The sequence below is a fragment of the Pantoea sp. Cr_R13 genome, assembly GCF_029222565.1.
GTDB classification, from domain to species: Bacteria; Pseudomonadota; Gammaproteobacteria; order Enterobacterales; family Enterobacteriaceae; genus Pantoea; species Pantoea eucalypti.
Map to the genome: position 1 here is coordinate 116,886 of NZ_JARHXL010000016.1, position 15,764 is coordinate 132,649.

Genomic DNA, 15,764 nt, shown 5'->3' on the forward strand with positions numbered 1-15,764 from the left:
ACTGATGATGAAATCACTGACTGCACTGCGCCCGGACGGCACCAACATCGGCCTGATGCTGCTTATCGCGCTGGCGCTGGCCATCTTTACGGTGATGCTGCCGGGTCGCTTCCTGACCGACTCAACCTTTATGAGTATGGCATTTCAGCTGCCGGAGCTGGGCTTACTCACACTGGCGATGTTTATCGCCATCCTCAGCGGCGGCCTGAACCTTGCCATTATCGCGACCGCTAACCTGACGGCGCTGTTTATCGCCTCGACGCTGATGAGCGCCCTGCCCGCCGGAGCCGGCATGGCGCTGCAATTGCTCTGGCTTTTCATCGCCATCATTGGCGCCATGCTGATTGCCGCCGTAATCGGCGTGGTAACGGGTCTGATGGTAACACGAATCGGCGCGCATCCGATTCTGGTCACACTCGCAACGATGATGACGCTGAACGGCATCGGCATCTGGCTGACAAAAGGGGCTGCCGTCAGCGGCATGCCGCCGGTGGTACAGGCGCTGGGTGCTGATACGCTGCTGGGTATGCCGCTGCCGCTCTGGGTATTCCTGATCGCCGCCGCGCTACTGGCACTGTTTCTCGGTAAAACCCGCGCGGGAAAATGCATTTACATGGGCGGCAGCAATATCAACGCCACCTGGTTCAGCGGCATCAATACCCATCGCATGGTGATGCTGGTCTATGTGATCTCCAGCCTGCTCTGCGTACTGGCAGGCCTGATTATGATGGCGCGCTTTAACTCCGCGCGCATGGGTTACGGCGATGCTTATCTGTTACTGACGGTGCTGGCGATTATTCTTGGCGGCACCGATCCCAACGGCGGATTCGGTCGCGTCACCGGTGTGGTGCTGGCACTGATTGCGCTGCAGGTACTTTCAACCGGTTTCAATCTGATGAACATCAGTCAGCACGTCAGCCTGGCAATGTGGGGCGCGGTATTGATTGTGGTCCTCGCCTTTAAACAATTTAAAATCCGATTCAACGAACACCGTGCAGTTAAGCTCAGCAGGCTGGCCGCGGTGCTTAATCCTCTGTCTGAAAAGAAGGAAGTATGATGCGTACTCAAATCTCCCCGTCACTGATGTGTATGAACCTGATGGAGATCAAGCACCAGCTACAGGTTCTCGACTCGCGCGCTGACTTTCTTCATGTGGATATCATGGATGGTCATTACGTTAAAAATATAACGCTCTCCCCTTTCTTCATTGAGCAGATCCGTCCTTTCACCCGTGTAGCGATCGACGTGCATCTGATGGTGGAAGAGCCGACTAATTTTATCGAGGCGGTTGCAAAAGCGGGGGCTGACTATATCTGTCCGCACGCGGAGACGATCAACCGCGACGCGTTTCGCGTCATTAATCTGATCCGCAGTTATGGTAAAAAAGTGGGCGTGGTGCTCAATCCAGCCACTCCAATCTCATATATTCAGCACTATATTCATTTGCTCGACAAGATCACCGTGATGACGGTGGATCCGGGCTACGCCGGCCAGCCTTTTATCCCGGAAATGGTTGAAAAGGTGTGTGAGCTGAAAGCACTGAAGCAGCAGCACGGATATCACTATCTGATTGAGATTGACGGCTCCTGTAACACCCGCACTTATCACCAGCTTATTGGCGCGGGCGCAGAAGTCCTGATTGTTGGTACCTCGGGCTTATTTAACATTCATGACGATTTAGCCACTGCCTGGAAGATGATGCGCGACAGCATTGATGAAGCCCAGGGGCTGGCGCAGGTGTCTGCATGAAACCGCGCTGGCTCGGTATCGACATTGGCGGCACCGGTACCCGGCTGCAGCTCATGGAAGCGGGAGGTGTCTGGAGCAGCTTTCGCAAGGTGCCCACCGCCAGTTGGGCCCGGCAGCCCGACGCGCTGCAGGCACTGGCTCAGCTTATTGATGAAACGCTGGAACAGCAGCCGGTCAGCGGCATTATGCTGGGACTGCCGGGTATCCTCAGCCGCGACAGAATGCAGGTGATTTCGCTGCCTTTTATCCAGGCGCTGGACCACCAGCCTGTGGCGGCACGCCTGGCAGCGGAGCTCGGTGTGCCCGTGGCGATGGACAAAGATGTGAACCATCTGATGCTGTGGGATCTGCTGCAGCTGGAGCAACTGCCGGATAACGCCGTCGGCCTGTATCCCGGCACCGGAATGGGCAACAGTCTGTGGCTCAATGGGCAGTTTTATCATGGCGAGCATGGCGGTGCTGGCGAACTGGGGCATGTGCCGGTGGCAGGCAATGATCTTCCCTGCCCGTGCGGTAATCGCGGCTGCGCGGAGACCCTGACCTCAGGCCACTGGCTGAGTCACTGGGCCGCGCTGAACGCCGCCGACACGCCTATTTCTGCGCTGTTTACCCATCACGGCGACCAGCCTGAACTTCAGGCGTTTGTGCGACGACTGGCGCAGCTGATTGCAACTGAGATGAATATACTCGACCCGGAATATCTGATCCTCGGCGGCGGCGTGCTGGCGATGGATGATTTTCCGCTGGCTTTGCTGCGCAACCAGATTCAGCAGCATCTGCGGCCACCGGTCACGCGCGAAAACCTGAAGATCATTTTCAGCCACTCAACCGACTACACGGGCTGTCGCGGTGCCTGTCTCGCCGCCGAACGCCTGTTCAGGAGCGCAGGATGAAAGGAAAAGTATGTGTTTTCGGTTCCTTTAACCTCGATGTTGTTGCCGTGATGCGTCGCTTTCCGCTACCAGGGGAGTCGCTGACAGCGCACAACAGCATGATGGGCGCGGGCGGTAAAGGCGCCAATCAGGCTACGGCGGCGCTGCGCGCTGGTGCTCGGGTGCACTACATCGGTAAAGTGGGCAATGACGATTTTGGCCTTTTCGCGCGACGTCATCTGGAGAAAACCGGCTTTGACGCCATTACGCTGTTTACCTGTAAAGAGAAACCCACTGGTAACGCGCTGATTTACGTCGCAGGCGACGATGCTGAAAATATGATTTCTGTCTATCCGGGCGCCAATACCACCGTGACCGCTGCAGAGGTGACGCGCTGCCAGCCTACGGTAGCCGCTGCCGATATTCTGCTGGTACAGCTGGAAAACAACCTGAGTGCCATTCAACGCATGGTTGATAACGCGCGTGCCAGCGGCACCTTTGTGATTCTCAACCCGGCGCCGTGGCAAAAAATCAGCGATGCGCTGCTGGCAAAGGTTGATTTGCTGACGCCTAACAGCACGGAAGCGAGCCAGCTTAGCGGGGTAACTGTTACTGATTTTGCCAGCGCACGTCGCGCCGCTGAGGTACTGCATCGTAAGGGTGCGCGTCAGGTCATTATCACGCTGGGCATTGCTGGCGCCCTGCTCTCTACACCTGCGCAGCAGCAGCGTATTCCGCTTTTTCCGGCACAGCCGCGCGATACCACAGGTGCTGGCGACGCGTTTAATGGCGCGCTTGCCGCCCGGCTCGCGTCCGGCGAGGATCTGCCCCAGGCGGCGCGATTTGCTGCGGCATTTGCCTCACTCTGTGTCGAACGTGCCGGCGCAGCCGACTCAATGCCCTCGTATGCCGAGGCTTTCGCGCGGCTGCAGGCGCACCCGGAATGTATTATCGAGCCGATTGAGAGCGTAATCGCGTGATGCAGACCGGCAAGCTGATCTTCATCAGTTCCACTCTGAACTCGCGCTGAACAGCGCGAGGCTTTTCAGGAGAGTGCTCATCGGGCATCTCCTCACGCGCCTGGCAGGAAACCGTCGTGCTGCGACGTGTTGATGGCGTTACAGCCCGGCGATCAGTTATCAGGAGGGGAATCGTTTTTTGCTCAGTATAAAATGCTCAACGCCTGAAGATGTGCGCTGAAGCCCTTCCCCCTTTACAGCTCCCGCCCAAACACGAAATAATCTCCTTTTGAGCCATGCCACGAACGACGGTGAGGCCTTAACGTAACTTCAACGCTGCGGACACCCTATGAATAACGAAATTTCTCTCAAATATTATGATGTCGCAGATGAGTATGCGACGGAGTCTGCTAAGCCGGTAAGCGAAGCAGAACGTACCCCGCTGGCGCATTACTTCCAGCTGCTGATCACCCGTTTGATGAACAACGAAGAGATCAGTGAAGCGTCGCAGCAGGATATGGCGCGTGAAGCCGGCATTGATGAGCAGCGTATTGATGATATCGCGGAGTTCCTGAACCGCTGGGGCAACGAGTAACTGTTACTCATCGCCAGACGAGTGAGCGCCATACCGTCGCTCCCTGGCGCAGCTGAAAATTATCATCCAGACTTATATAGTCTGTGCAGGCATTGTGTTTTACACTGCGCGCTGTAAAAAACTGAGTAGATTAAGCAGGCAAAAATGGCGATGAACGGAACGATCACAACGTGGTTTGAAGATAAAGGTTTTGGCTTTATCAAAGATGAAAACGGCGATAACCGCTATTTTCATGTGATTAAGGTCGCCAACCCTGACCTGATCAAAAAAGATGCGGCGGTGACCTTTGAACCCACCACCAACAACAAAGGCTTATCTGCCTATGCGGTGAAAGTCGCGCCGACAAGCAAATACATCTATATCGCAGGCGAGCGGCTGAAGATCACCTCGATCAAATCTTACCTGGTCTACAGCGAAGAAGTCCCGGTCGATGCCGGTGTCGATAAAGAGAACGCGGTGCTGTCAGTCGGCCTGTTACTGAATAACATCCGGCCGAAATCTGACACGAAAGCGAATGAAATGCGCTCGCTGAAAAAGCTGGCGGTGACCACATTCCAGGGAACCACGCTGACCTTCTCTGAAGATGAGATCGACATCGACAGCACGGTTAACGTGCTTAAAAGCCTGAAATAATCCCGCAGGTGGGCCAGTTTTCTGTGAGCAGGATGCTGGCCTGACAGACCGCTTCGGTCTGCTCTACAGGTTTTTCCCCGGATACATCATCCCTGCCAGCTGTGCGCAGTGGCCAGAAAACGATACTCGTGCAGACAAAACTGCCCTGCTCTTCCAGCTAATCCATTGTTTATGAAAAAACAAAGGTCAAACGCGCTGGTCATCAAGGATCATCCCCATAAAGCTACATTCCAGGGTAGAATCAGATTCTTTGTTCAGTCATTGCCAATATTTCCATCATCGCAAATTGATACGAAAAGTGGGTGAAATAAGGTATAAAGCCGCATGAAAATCCCAAACAGAATCCAGCCACTGGTCGATGACGGCCTGATTGACGATGTCCTGCAGCGGCTGAAAAGCGGCAAAGAAGCAGACGTCTATACCGTGCTTTGCGGCGGCAAGGTGCAGTGCGCCAAAGTCTATAAAGAAGCGACTCAGCGTAGCTTCAAGCAGGCGGTGCAGTATCAGGAAGGACGTAAAACCCGCAACAGCCGTAACGCCCGCGCCATGCAGAAAGGCACGAAATTTGGCCGTAAGCAGCAGGAAGAGTCCTGGCAGACTGCCGAAGTAGACGCATTGTTCCGCCTGGCTAACGCCGGTGTTCGTGTACCTCAGCCTTTTCTCTGCATCGACGGTGTGTTACTGATGGAGCTGGTGACTGACGCCAACGGTGCGGTTGCGCCGCGCCTCAGCGATGTCATGCTCTCCGAAGAGCAGGCAATCACCGATTTCAACACCATGATCCGTAACATCGTTCGCATGCTCTGTGCAGGTATCGTGCATGGTGACTTATCCGAGTTCAACGTGCTGCTGGACGATCAGGGACCGGTGATTATTGACCTGCCCCAGGCGGTTGATGCGGCGGCCAATAACCATGCCGAGTCGATGTTCGAACGTGACGTAAACAATATCACTTCATACTATGGTCAGTTCGCTCCGCAGCTGCTTAAGACGCGCTATGCCAAAGAGATCTGGTTGCTGTATGAGGATGGCAAGCTCACACCAGAAACGCCGCTTACCGGAGAGTTTGTGGAAGAGGAGCGCGTGGTTGATATGGATTCGCTGATGGATGAGATCATCACTGCAGAGGATGAATATTACGAACGCCAGCGTGCCAGCCGTGAGCGCGACGAAGAGTAATCGCCCATTAATAAAAAAGGCAGTGAGTCGCCTCGCTGCCTTTTAATGTTCGCAGTTTTACAACGCTATCATCGCACCACGACCGTCAGCGCAATCAGAGTTAAGCCGATAATCATCACGCCGACAAAAACTTTATCGAGCCTGCCTTTTTTCATCTTCTCCTCCCTAGAACCACTGACCAAACCTGCGGATGTAGAAATGTTTCATTCCCTGCGCCACCAGGCAGTAGCTGAACAGCGTCAGCACCAGCCACGGGAAGTATTGCCATGGCAGTGGCACCAGACCGACCATCGCGCCCAGCGGTGAGAACGGAATCAGGATGCCCAGCGCCATAATCGTCAGCGTGGTCAGCATCACCGGTAAGGTGGCGCGACTCTGGATAAACGGAATCTTCCGGGTACGCAGCATATGCACTACCAGCGTCTGTGACAGCAATCCCTCGATAAACCAGCCGGACTGGAACAGCGACTGCACGCCCGCATGATTCGCGCCAAAAACGAACCACATCAGCGCAAAGGTCGTGACGTCAAAAATTGACGACGTCGGCCCCATCCACAGCATGAAGCGTTTAATGTTGCCGGCATCCCATTTACGCGGCTTATTCAGAAACTCACGGTCAACCTTGTCCCACGGCAGTGCCAGCTGGGAAATGTCATACATCAGGTTCTGAATCAGCAGATGAATGGAGAGCATCGGCAGAAACGGAATAAAGGCACTGGCCACCAGCAGCGAGAAAACATTGCCGAAGTTGGAACTGGCGGTCATGTTCAGGTACTTGATGATGTTGCCAAAGGTCTCGCGTCCTTTGAGGACACCTTCATTCAGTACCTGTAAATCTTTCTCCAGCAGGATGATGTCCGAGGAGGCTTTCGCCACATCTGCCGCGCTGTCCACGGAAATCCCGGTATCCGCCGCCCGCAGTGCAGGCGCGTCATTAATGCCATCTCCCAGGAAACCGACGGTGTGACCATTCTGCTGCATCAGCCGCACCAGACGTGATTTCTGCAGTGGCGTCAGCTGGGCAAACAGCGTGCAACGTTCCACTTCCTGCGCCAGTTCGTCATCGTTCATCGCCTCAATCTGATCGCCGGTCAGCATCGCCGGATCGGTCAGTCCGACATCGGCACAGACACGCAGCGTCACCAATGGGTTGTCGCCGGTCAGCACTTTCACCGCCACACCACTGTCGCGCAGGGCTTTAATCGCTTTACCCGCGCTGGCTTTTGGCGGATCGCGGAAGGTCAGCATGCCCTGAATAACCAGATCGCGCTCGTCACTGTCGTTGAGCGGCGCGCGCAGCTCCTCATCACGGGTTGCAACGAGCAGCACACGATAACCCTGCTGATGATAGTGTTCGGTCTGTGTCAGCAGCGCCGCTCGCTGCGCCGCATCCAGTGCAACGACCGCATCGCCCTTGCGCACGGCGATACTTACCGCCAGCATCTCTTTGACTGCGCCTTTGCAGATCAGCTGTGAACGATGCTGAGCCAGATCTTCCACCAGCACTGAAACCCGGCGGCGATCAAAATCAAACGGCAACTCATCCACCAGTTGAAACTGGCTGCGCAGAGACTGCGAAATGATTTTATCGCCCGCGCTGAGTACGGCGCGGTCCATCAGGTTTTTCGCGCCACTCTGGCTGCTGCCGTTCAGCCATGCCAGCAGCAGGACCTGAGCATCTTCATTGCCCTGTGCATCCAGATGATGCGCCAGCAGAATGGTGTCCTGAGTCAGCGTGCCGGTTTTATCCGTACAGAGCACGTCCATTGCCCCAAGGTTCTGAATGGCATTGAGCTTTTTAACGATGACTTTGCGACGAGACATCGCAATTGCGCCTTTGGCCAGGTTGGCGCTGACAATCATCGGCAGCATTTCCGGGGTCAGCCCGACCGCAACCGCCAGTGCAAATAGCGTGGCATCCATCCAGTCACCTTTGGTGAAGCCATTTATCAGCAGCACCACCGGCACCATCACCAGCATAAAGCGGATCAGCAGTTTGCTGACGCTGTTCACCCCGCGATCAAATGCAGTTTGCGGACGGCTTCCGGTCAGCGATGAGGCCAGCGAGCCAAACCAGGTTTCGCCACCGGTCGCGACGACGACGGCGCTGGCTGTACCGCTGGCTACGCTGGTGCCCATCAGGCAGATATTCGCTGACGCCAGCAGCTCTTTAGCAGTCTGGCCTGTGCCGTCAATACCCGCATCACTGCTGTGTTTCTCAACCGGCAGCGACTCGCCGGTCAGCACCGCTTCACTGATAAACAGGTTGCGTGAGCTCAGCAGGCGCACATCGGCTGGCACCTGGTCGCCGGTGCTGAGCAGAATAATATCGCCCGGCACCAGTTCACTCATATCCACATCCTGGCGCTGTGCGGTTTCGCTGTCCGCCTCACGCCGCAGCACGGTAACCTGGCTACGAACCAGTGACTGCAGCGCCTGCGCCGCACGGTTGGTGCGAAACTCCTGCCAGAAGCGCAGCAACCCGCTGAGCATCACCATGGTGCAGATGATGATCACCCCGGAAAGATCGGTCTCCTGACCAGCGCGCAGCGGCAGCCAGTAGTCCGTTACAAAACTCACCAGCGCCAGGACCAGCAATACGTAGATAAACGGGTTATTAAACGCCATCAGCAGCTGAATCAGCGCCGGTGGCGCTTTCTCATGCGCGACTTCATTGCGGCCGTACAGGCTCAGGCGCTTTGCCGCTTCAGCCTGAGTCAGGCCCTGATGGTGGCTGCGCAGGTTTGCCAGCGTCGTCTCAACGTGCTGGCCTGCCTGCTGTGCTACAGCAAACATTTTTTTACTTTTTTTATCGTTACGGTTGCCGGATGAAGTGATCGCAACCTGCTCCAGTTTCATGTCGCTCATTTCGACATCTCCCTGATTTAAAGCAATAGTTGTCCTGCACGCAAAATAAGGTGCATGGATAAAACCTGGCGAAGCCGGGTTATTTAATGCGGTGACCTCCAGGAATAATCACGTTATTCCGCCTGCACGCAAAATAATGACGCGCACAGGATTAGCCGACGCCGGTTAAACGCAGCATGTTGAAAGTCTGAGATCGTCAATCGGGCGTAGCCTGCGCTACGCCAATCGGGGCGGAGGAAAAAGAGCGAATATAAACAGCAGCATAACGCGCACTCCTGTGAATGACAGGATTTAAAAAAGGAGCGCGATCGTTAATTAAAGCGGGGATCGCTGCTCGCCGGTTGGCAAGCAGCAAAGAAAATTCAGCTTGCCAGAATTAAAGTTAATCGGGTATCACTGTCCAACTGAATTCTCCTGAAATTATCTGCAGCCATTATAAAGAGCGTCTGGCTGCGGTAAAGCAATAATAACCTGAATAATGGTTTCGTTGAGGTTTTGTTTCTGCTCAGCTTACCGCTTCGTTAACAGAGTGGCGATCTTCTTATAACCAGCAGGTAACCCTTATAACCTTTTGGCATATGATTAGCCCATATTCGACTATTCTTCACACCGGCCCTTTCGTAAACTCGCGTAACTTTTTAGAGGCAAGGAAATTTCATGAAAACTATAATTCCATCACTGCTGGCGCTGACGCTGGCTGGCGCCTTCACAGCACAGGCCGCAACACCAAAAGATACGCTGGTAATTGCACAATCTACTGACGACGCCGACAGCTTCGATCCGGCCAAAGGGTTTGAACTGACCAGCGTTCAGGCTTTTACAAACATCTATCAGCGTCTGGTCCAGTCCGATCCGCAGAACCCGGTGGACCTGAAGCCTACTCTGGCGACCTCATGGCAGCCCGGCAGCGACAACCGCAGCCTGACCTTTGAACTGCGCAAAGATGCGAAATTCTCTACCGGCAACCCACTGCGTCCGGAAGATGTGATCTTCTCGCTGGGCCGCGTGGTAAAGCTGAACCTCGATCCCTCTTTCATCCTGACACAGCTTGGCTGGACTAAAGATAACGTCGACGGCTTCCTGAAGAAGGTCGACGACAATCACGTGCAGATTAGCTGGACGGCTAACGTCAGCCCGACCTACGTGCTGAGCCTGCTCTCTGCCCCGGTTTCTTCCATCATTGATGAAAAAACCGCGATGGCGAACGCGAAGAACGGCGATTTTGGTAACGCCTGGCTGGCAACTCACTCTGCGGGCAGCGGTCCGTATCAGATCCGTAAAGTGGTGATGCATCAGGTGGTACTGCTCAGCGCTAACCCGACCTCACCGGCGGGCGCGCCAAAGATGAAAAATATCCTGATCAAAAACGTACCGGAACCGGCTGCGCGTCGTCTGCTGCTGGAACAGGGCGATGCCGATATCGCCCGTAACCTGGGTGCCGATCAGATCGCTGCGCTGAACGGCAAGAAAGGCGTGAAGACGGAAGCGATTCCCATGGCGTCGCTCTACTACATCCAGTTCAACATCGGCGCAAACGAGACGATGAAGAATCCGGCCTTCTGGGAAGCAGCACGCTACCTGTGGGATTACAAAGGTATCTCTAACGAGCTGCTGAAAGGTCAGTTCGACGTGCATCAGAGCTTCCTGCCGAAGGGCTTCCTGGGCGCAATCAACGACACGCCATACAGCTACGATCCGGAAAAAGCCAAAGCGATTCTGAAGAAAGCGGGCCTGAGCAACGTGACCTTCAAGCTCTCTACCAGCAACCAGCCGCCTTATCTGGATATCGCACAGGCGCTGCAGGGCAGCTTCGCCAAAGCAGGCGTGAAAGTGGAAGTGGTACCGGGCCTGAGCTCAGAAGTGTCGACCAATGTGAAAGCGCATAAATATGAAGCGACGCTGAACGCCTGGGGTTCTGACTACTTCGATCCCAATACCAATGCCGCCTCGTTTGCTTACAACCCGGAAGATGGCAGCAAAACCATCGCTTACCGTTCAGACTGGCATATTCCTGAGCTGAACAAGCAGGTGATTGCGGCGACAGCAGAAAGCGATCCGAAAAAACGCGTGGCGCTGTATGAAGCGATGCAGCGTGAAGTAATGAAAAATTCACCTTACGTGATTGGGATGCAGGCGAAGAACCTGATCGCCCTGCGCGACAACCTGAAAGGCTACGTGCAGGGTATCAACCCTGACATGGTGTATTATTCGCAGGTTACTAAGTAATGACACAGTCTGTCCCTTCAGCCGGGTTCGCCCGGCTTTTTTGGCAGCGTGGCGGACGGCTGATCGGTAGCGTATTGTCGCTGCTGGTCACGTTGCTTGGCCTGCTTGCCTTCACCTTTATGCTATCGCATCTGTCGCCGATTGATCCGGTGCAGCAGATTGCCGGCGATCACGCCAGTGAAGCGACTTACGCGCAGGTGCGTCATGACCTGGGTCTCGACGAGCCGGTGCTGATGCAGTTCTGGCGCTATGTCGAACATCTGGCGCACGGCGATCTGGGTGTCTCCCGTCTGACCAATCAGTCGGTGAGTGGCGATCTGATGTCCACGTTCCCGGCCACCATTGAGCTGGCGACCTGCGCGATGATCTTCGCGGTGGTATTCGGCGTCGCGCTGGCGCTGCTGGCGGCCTGGAAACCGGGCAGCTGGATCGATAACCTCGCCCGCTTTATCTCGCTGCTGGGCTACTCGGTGCCGGTGTTCTGGCTCGGCCTGCTGGGTCTGCTGCTCTTTTATGCGGTGCTGCACTGGTCCGCCGGACCGGGACGACTGGATGATATCTGGGTCTATACCCTTGAGCCGAAAACCGGCTTTGTGCTGATCGACAGCTGGCTCTCAGGTGAACCGGAGATGTTCCGCAACGCGATTGCGCACCTCTGGCTGCCGGTGGTGATTCTCGGTCTGCTGGCGATGGCGGGCATTACCCGCCTGCTGCGTGCGGCGCTGCTGGAAGAGAGCAGTAAAGAGTATGTGGTGCTGGCGCGTGCCAAAGGTGCCGGTCGGGTGCGCATCCTGCTGCGCCATATATTCCCTAACGTGCTGGGCACGCTGGTTACGGTGATCGCCCTCTCCTACGCTACGCTGCTGGAAGGCTCGGTGCTAACCGAAACCGTCTTCGCCTGGCCGGGTGTGGGTCGCTATATGACCAATGCGCTGTTCTCCGGCGATGTGCCGGCGATTCTGGGCTCAACCCTGTTGATTGGCAGCTGCTTTATCCTGATTAACACCCTGGCAGATGTTTTAACCTGGTTAACCGATCCGAGAACCCGATGACGCAACAACTCTCTGAACCCGAAACGCTACGGCCACGCCGTCGCCGTCAACGCGTGACCTCGTTAACCGTTGGCCTGACGCTGGTCGCGATTCTTATCCTGATGGCGCTGCTGGCACCGCTGATTGCACCTTTCGACCCGAATGTGCAGACCATGTCGAGCCGCCTGCTGGCGCCGTCAGCACAGCACTGGTTTGGCACCGATGGCTTTGGCCGCGATCTGCTGTCGCGCGTGATTTACGGCACACGCCCTACGCTGCTGCTGGTATCGCTGATTCTGGTGCTGACTATTCCGGCCGGACTGCTGATCGGCATCACCGCCGGTTACGTTGGCGGCTGGACCGAACGCCTGCTGATGCGCATCACCGATATTTTCCTGTCGCTGCCCAACCTGGTAATCGCGCTGGCGCTGGTGGCGATTCTCGGCCCTGGCCTGATGAACGGCGCGCTGGCACTGGCGCTGACCAGCTGGCCGCCGTTTGCCCGTCAGGCACGCGCTGAAACGCTGGCACTGCGCCGCAGCGATTACCTCGCCGCCGCGCGGATGCAGGGCATTACGGGCTTTCGCCTGATGTTCGGTCATATCCTGCCGCTCTGCATGCCGACGGCGGTGGTCCGCGCTGCGCTAAGCCTGGGCGGGATTATCCTGGCTGCTGCCGGACTCGGTTTCCTCGGTATGGGCGTTCAGCCGCCGACGGCTGAATGGGGCTCAATGGTCGCCGAAGGCAGTAAAGTGATCTTCGATCAGTGGTGGGTTGCGGCTGCACCGGGTGCGGCGATTCTGTTTGCCAGCCTGGCCTTTAACCTGACAGGCGATGGCCTGCGCGACCGACTGGATACCCGTCATGCAAAATAATCTGCTCCTTGCCGAAGGGCTGACCATTCGCAGTGATGAAGCACTGCTGGTCGATAACATCAGCTTTTCCGTGGGCCGCGAACGTGTGGCGCTGGTCGGTGAGTCCGGCTCCGGGAAGTCGCTGACCGCCCGCAGCCTGATGGGACTGCTCTCGCCCGCGCTGCATCTGCAGGCCAGCCAGCTTCAGGTGGCCGGTGAGAATGCGCTGACGCTGAGTGAGCGTCACTGGAACCAGCTGCGCGGTAACCGCGTGGCGATGGTGATGCAGGACCCGAAATATGCCCTTAATCCGACGCGCACCATTGGCTGGCAGGTGGAAGAACCGCTGATCCTGCATCGCCGCCTGAGCCGTGCCGAGCGTAAAGAGAAAGTGTGTGAGATTCTGGATGCGGTCGGCCTGCCCGATCCGCGTCGGCTGATGCAGCAGTATCCGCATCAGCTCTCGGGCGGCATGGGCCAGCGCGTGATGCTGGCAATCGCGCTAATCACCGATCCTGATTTTCTGATCGCTGATGAACCCACTTCCGCACTGGATCATGCCATGCGCGATCAGGTGCTGGCGCTGATTCGCGGTCTGGTGGAAGCGCGTAACATGGGGCTGCTGCTGATCAGCCACGATTTGCAGCAGGTTTCGGAACATTGCGAGCGGGTGATGGTGATGTACAAAGGCCGGTTGCTGGATACGCTGCCCGCCGCCGATCTGCCTCATGCGACCCATCCTTACACCCGCACACTGTGGGCCTGCCGTCCGGGTAAATCGACCCACGGACAGACTTTACCGGTGCTGGATCGCGCTGCGCTGGAGGCGAATTATGATTGAGTTACACAATCTCAGCGTCGCCCACAAACAGGGTTATGACCTTCGCACCGTGGTGCATGAGGTTAATCTTGAGGTTAACGCGGGCGAGTGTTTTGGTCTGGTGGGTCCTTCGGGCTGCGGCAAATCGTCACTGCTGTGGGTGCTGGCAGGTCTGAACCCACACTGGCAGGGCCAGATGCAGCTTGCCGGTCATGCGGTTCAGCCGGGCAAAGCCTTTACCGGTGCGCTACGTCAGGAAGTGCAGATGGTGTTCCAGGACCCTTATGCCTCGCTGCATCCGCGTCACCGGCTGCGTCGCACCCTGTCGGAGCCACTGAAGCTGCTGAAACGCGACAATATCAACGATCGTATCGATCAGGGTTTTCGTCACGTCGGACTCGATCCTGCACTAGCAGATCGCTATCCACATCAGCTCTCTGGCGGTCAGCGTCAGCGCGTCGCCATCGTGCGCGCCCTGCTGCTGCAGCCAAAGATCCTGCTACTGGATGAGCCGACATCGGCGCTGGATATGTCAGTGCAGGCGGAGATCCTCAACCTGCTCAACGATCTGAAACAGCAGGATGGTCTGACAATGGTGCTGGTCAGCCACGATCCCGATGTTATCGATCATATGTGCGATCGCGCGGTGCGTATGGCACAGGGCCGCATCATCGAACAGATCTCTGCCTGAAACCCGGCCGGACGGCGTTAATCTGCCGTCCGGTGCTGCTTCACTCGTCGCGCATTTCGTAACTCGCCTCTTAATCGGCCTTAACCCCTCTTCTCTCCTGCCGGACGGTGTGTGGTTTTCTCACAGCCTTCTTGATTGCCACGCTGCGCTATTGGCGGTTGCACGCTAAAGCAGCGCCCCTATACGGCAGCACAAAACGCAGCGCCAGGCTGATGCGGTATACTCGCGGCAATTATTTCATGAGAGGAAAAGGCGATGACGGTAAAACTACGTCCACTGGAGCGGGAAGACCTGCACTTTGTCCATCAGCTGGATAACAACGCCAGCGTGATGCGCTACTGGTTTGAGGAGCCCTATGAAGCGTTTGTGGAGCTGTCCGATCTCTACAACAAGCACATTCATGACCAGACGGAACGCCGCTTTGTGGTGGAGCATAGCGGGCAGAAAGCGGGATTGGTGGAACTGGTTGAGATTAACCATGTGCACCGCCGCGCCGAGTTTCAGATCATTATCGATCCGGCGCATCAGGGCAAAGGGCTGGCAACCCAGGCAGCTAAGCTGGCGATGGATTACGGCTTTTCGGTTCTGAATCTCTATAAGCTCTACCTGATTGTCGATCAGGAAAACGAAAAAGCGATCCATATCTATACCAAGCTCGGCTTCGAGATCGAAGGCGTGCTTAAACATGAATTTTTCATCAATGGGGAGTACCGCAACACCATCCGCATGTGCATTTTCCAGCATCAGTATCTGGAACGCCATAAAACGCCAGGCGGAATGGTGAAGCCGACCGCGCAGTGATCAGCCGCGCGCGCCAACCGGATTCATGAAGGGACGTGGATGTTCCGGCTTGAGGTCGTACATGCCGCCATAGAAAGGATCGACCAGCAACCAGCCGGGGAATCCACCTAATGGGATATTGCCCAGCAGATACCAGAGGTTAGCGCGAGCCTCGATTGGCACTGTAACCGGCACGTAGCCCGGGCTCTCCAGCATCAGCAGATAGTGCTTTTTGCCGAAGTAGCGGCCGGTGGATTTTGCCAGCTCAACGGTCTGCGGCGTGAAACCCTGCGCAACCGCGTAGCCACGCTCATCCTGCACGGTAAAGCGCGCGCCCTGCGGCAGAGAGTCGATGCGCACCATTTGGGTTTCAGTGCCGACAATGGTGGCACAGCCGCTAAGCAGCAGCGCGGCGGCCAGAGCCAGAATTCGCTGTTTCATGAAGGGGTCCACAGAGTGTTCAGTGCTCAAAGTGTAGACCGCCTTCTTTGTCTCAATCGGGCTATC

15 protein-coding genes are annotated in these 15,764 nt (G+C 56.3%); 13 read left to right on the top strand and 2 right to left on the bottom strand.

Features of this window, described 5'->3' with window-relative positions; genetic code table 11:
• Positions 1–7 precede the first annotated feature (7 nt).
• The 7 genes from P2R09_RS16665 to P2R09_RS16695 all read left to right on the top strand — a co-directional run bounded on the left by P2R09_RS16665 (position 8) and on the right by P2R09_RS16695 (position 5,987).
• Positions 8–1,057: an ABC transporter permease gene (locus P2R09_RS16665; protein ID WP_275771414.1), complete on the top strand. Its 1,050-nt coding sequence runs from the start codon at positions 8–10 to the stop codon at positions 1,055–1,057.
• Positions 1,057–1,749, top strand: coding sequence for a D-allulose 6-phosphate 3-epimerase (gene alsE / locus P2R09_RS16670; RefSeq protein WP_078804701.1), 693 nt, complete (start codon positions 1,057–1,059; stop codon positions 1,747–1,749). Before P2R09_RS16665 ends, alsE begins: the two co-directional genes overlap by 1 nt.
• Complete coding sequence (alsK, locus tag P2R09_RS16675) at positions 1,746–2,642, top strand: allose kinase (protein ID WP_275771365.1); 897 nt, start codon at positions 1,746–1,748, stop codon at positions 2,640–2,642. Before alsE ends, alsK begins: the two co-directional genes overlap by 4 nt.
• Complete coding sequence (locus P2R09_RS16680; RefSeq protein ID WP_003850334.1) at positions 2,639–3,601, top strand: ribokinase; 963 nt, start codon at positions 2,639–2,641, stop codon at positions 3,599–3,601. The genes alsK and P2R09_RS16680 overlap by 4 nt, the downstream gene beginning before the upstream one ends.
• A gap of 328 nt (positions 3,602–3,929) precedes the next feature.
• A complete protein-coding gene (locus tag P2R09_RS16685; protein WP_003850337.1) occupies positions 3,930–4,175 on the top strand; it encodes a YmjA family protein in 246 nt (81 codons plus the stop codon).
• Between the two features lie 144 nt (positions 4,176–4,319).
• Positions 4,320–4,808: a cold shock domain-containing protein gene (locus tag P2R09_RS16690; RefSeq protein ID WP_003850339.1), complete on the top strand. Its 489-nt coding sequence runs from the start codon at positions 4,320–4,322 to the stop codon at positions 4,806–4,808.
• A 324-nt stretch (positions 4,809–5,132) separates the two neighbouring features.
• Positions 5,133–5,987 (top strand): PA4780 family RIO1-like protein kinase, encoded by an 855-nt coding sequence (locus P2R09_RS16695; RefSeq protein ID WP_275771368.1) that lies wholly within the window; start codon positions 5,133–5,135, stop codon positions 5,985–5,987.
• Positions 5,988–6,152: 165 nt separating this feature from the next.
• Here P2R09_RS16695 and mgtA read toward each other — a convergent pair whose 3' ends face one another.
• Positions 6,153–8,855 carry a magnesium-translocating P-type ATPase gene (gene mgtA / locus P2R09_RS16700; protein ID WP_275771370.1) on the bottom strand — a complete coding sequence of 901 codons (2,703 nt, stop codon included), beginning with the start codon at positions 8,853–8,855 and terminating at the stop codon, positions 6,153–6,155.
• A gap of 657 nt (positions 8,856–9,512) precedes the next feature.
• On the opposite strand from mgtA, the gene P2R09_RS16705 reads away from it, so the two are divergent.
• The 6 genes from P2R09_RS16705 to speG all read left to right on the top strand — a co-directional run bounded on the left by P2R09_RS16705 (position 9,513) and on the right by speG (position 15,278).
• The gene (locus P2R09_RS16705) at positions 9,513–11,081 is read left to right on the top strand and encodes an ABC transporter substrate-binding protein (RefSeq protein WP_275771373.1); all 1,569 of its coding nucleotides are present in this window, start codon (positions 9,513–9,515) and stop codon (positions 11,079–11,081) included.
• Complete coding sequence (locus P2R09_RS16710; RefSeq protein ID WP_275771375.1) at positions 11,081–12,133, top strand: ABC transporter permease; 1,053 nt, start codon at positions 11,081–11,083, stop codon at positions 12,131–12,133. Before P2R09_RS16705 ends, P2R09_RS16710 begins: the two co-directional genes overlap by 1 nt.
• Positions 12,130–12,987: an ABC transporter permease gene (locus tag P2R09_RS16715; RefSeq protein WP_003850353.1), complete on the top strand. Its 858-nt coding sequence runs from the start codon at positions 12,130–12,132 to the stop codon at positions 12,985–12,987. Before P2R09_RS16710 ends, P2R09_RS16715 begins: the two co-directional genes overlap by 4 nt.
• A complete protein-coding gene (locus tag P2R09_RS16720) occupies positions 12,977–13,807 on the top strand; it encodes an ABC transporter ATP-binding protein (RefSeq protein WP_275771377.1) in 831 nt (276 codons plus the stop codon). The genes P2R09_RS16715 and P2R09_RS16720 overlap by 11 nt, the downstream gene beginning before the upstream one ends.
• Entirely contained in the window at positions 13,800–14,477 is a 678-nt protein-coding gene (locus P2R09_RS16725; RefSeq protein WP_275771379.1) for an ABC transporter ATP-binding protein, read from the top strand. The genes P2R09_RS16720 and P2R09_RS16725 overlap by 8 nt, the downstream gene beginning before the upstream one ends.
• 255 nt (positions 14,478–14,732) lie before the next feature.
• Positions 14,733–15,278, top strand: a complete 546-nt coding sequence (speG, locus tag P2R09_RS16730) for a spermidine N1-acetyltransferase (protein WP_003850356.1) — start codon at positions 14,733–14,735, stop codon at positions 15,276–15,278.
• Here speG and P2R09_RS16735 read toward each other — a convergent pair whose 3' ends face one another.
• A complete protein-coding gene (locus P2R09_RS16735) occupies positions 15,279–15,698 on the bottom strand; it encodes a hypothetical protein (protein WP_003850357.1) in 420 nt (139 codons plus the stop codon).
• Between the last annotated feature and the right edge of the window lie 66 nt (positions 15,699–15,764).

Bases quoted from the DNA above. Each gene is read 5' to 3' on its own strand.
- P2R09_RS16715 (WP_003850353.1), top strand. From the start codon at position 12,130: ATGACGCAACAACTCTCTGAACCCGAAACGCTACGGCCACGCCGTCGC.
- P2R09_RS16690 (WP_003850339.1), top strand. From the start codon at position 4,320: ATGGCGATGAACGGAACGATCACAACGTGGTTTGAAGATAAAGGTTTT.
- P2R09_RS16695 (WP_275771368.1), top strand. From the start codon at position 5,133: ATGAAAATCCCAAACAGAATCCAGCCACTGGTCGATGACGGCCTGATT.
- P2R09_RS16735 (WP_003850357.1), bottom strand. From the start codon at position 15,698: ATGAAACAGCGAATTCTGGCTCTGGCCGCCGCGCTGCTGCTTAGCGGC.
- P2R09_RS16725 (WP_275771379.1), top strand. From the start codon at position 13,800: ATGATTGAGTTACACAATCTCAGCGTCGCCCACAAACAGGGTTATGAC.
- P2R09_RS16680 (WP_003850334.1), top strand. From the start codon at position 2,639: ATGAAAGGAAAAGTATGTGTTTTCGGTTCCTTTAACCTCGATGTTGTT.
- alsK (WP_275771365.1), top strand. From the start codon at position 1,746: ATGAAACCGCGCTGGCTCGGTATCGACATTGGCGGCACCGGTACCCGG.
- P2R09_RS16665 (WP_275771414.1), top strand. From the start codon at position 8: ATGAAATCACTGACTGCACTGCGCCCGGACGGCACCAACATCGGCCTG.
- P2R09_RS16705 (WP_275771373.1), top strand. From the start codon at position 9,513: ATGAAAACTATAATTCCATCACTGCTGGCGCTGACGCTGGCTGGCGCC.
- P2R09_RS16720 (WP_275771377.1), top strand. From the start codon at position 12,977: ATGCAAAATAATCTGCTCCTTGCCGAAGGGCTGACCATTCGCAGTGAT.
- P2R09_RS16710 (WP_275771375.1), top strand. From the start codon at position 11,081: ATGACACAGTCTGTCCCTTCAGCCGGGTTCGCCCGGCTTTTTTGGCAG.
- speG (WP_003850356.1), top strand. From the start codon at position 14,733: ATGACGGTAAAACTACGTCCACTGGAGCGGGAAGACCTGCACTTTGTC.
- alsE (WP_078804701.1), top strand. From the start codon at position 1,057: ATGCGTACTCAAATCTCCCCGTCACTGATGTGTATGAACCTGATGGAG.
- mgtA (WP_275771370.1), bottom strand. From the start codon at position 8,855: ATGAGCGACATGAAACTGGAGCAGGTTGCGATCACTTCATCCGGCAAC.
- P2R09_RS16685 (WP_003850337.1), top strand. From the start codon at position 3,930: ATGAATAACGAAATTTCTCTCAAATATTATGATGTCGCAGATGAGTAT.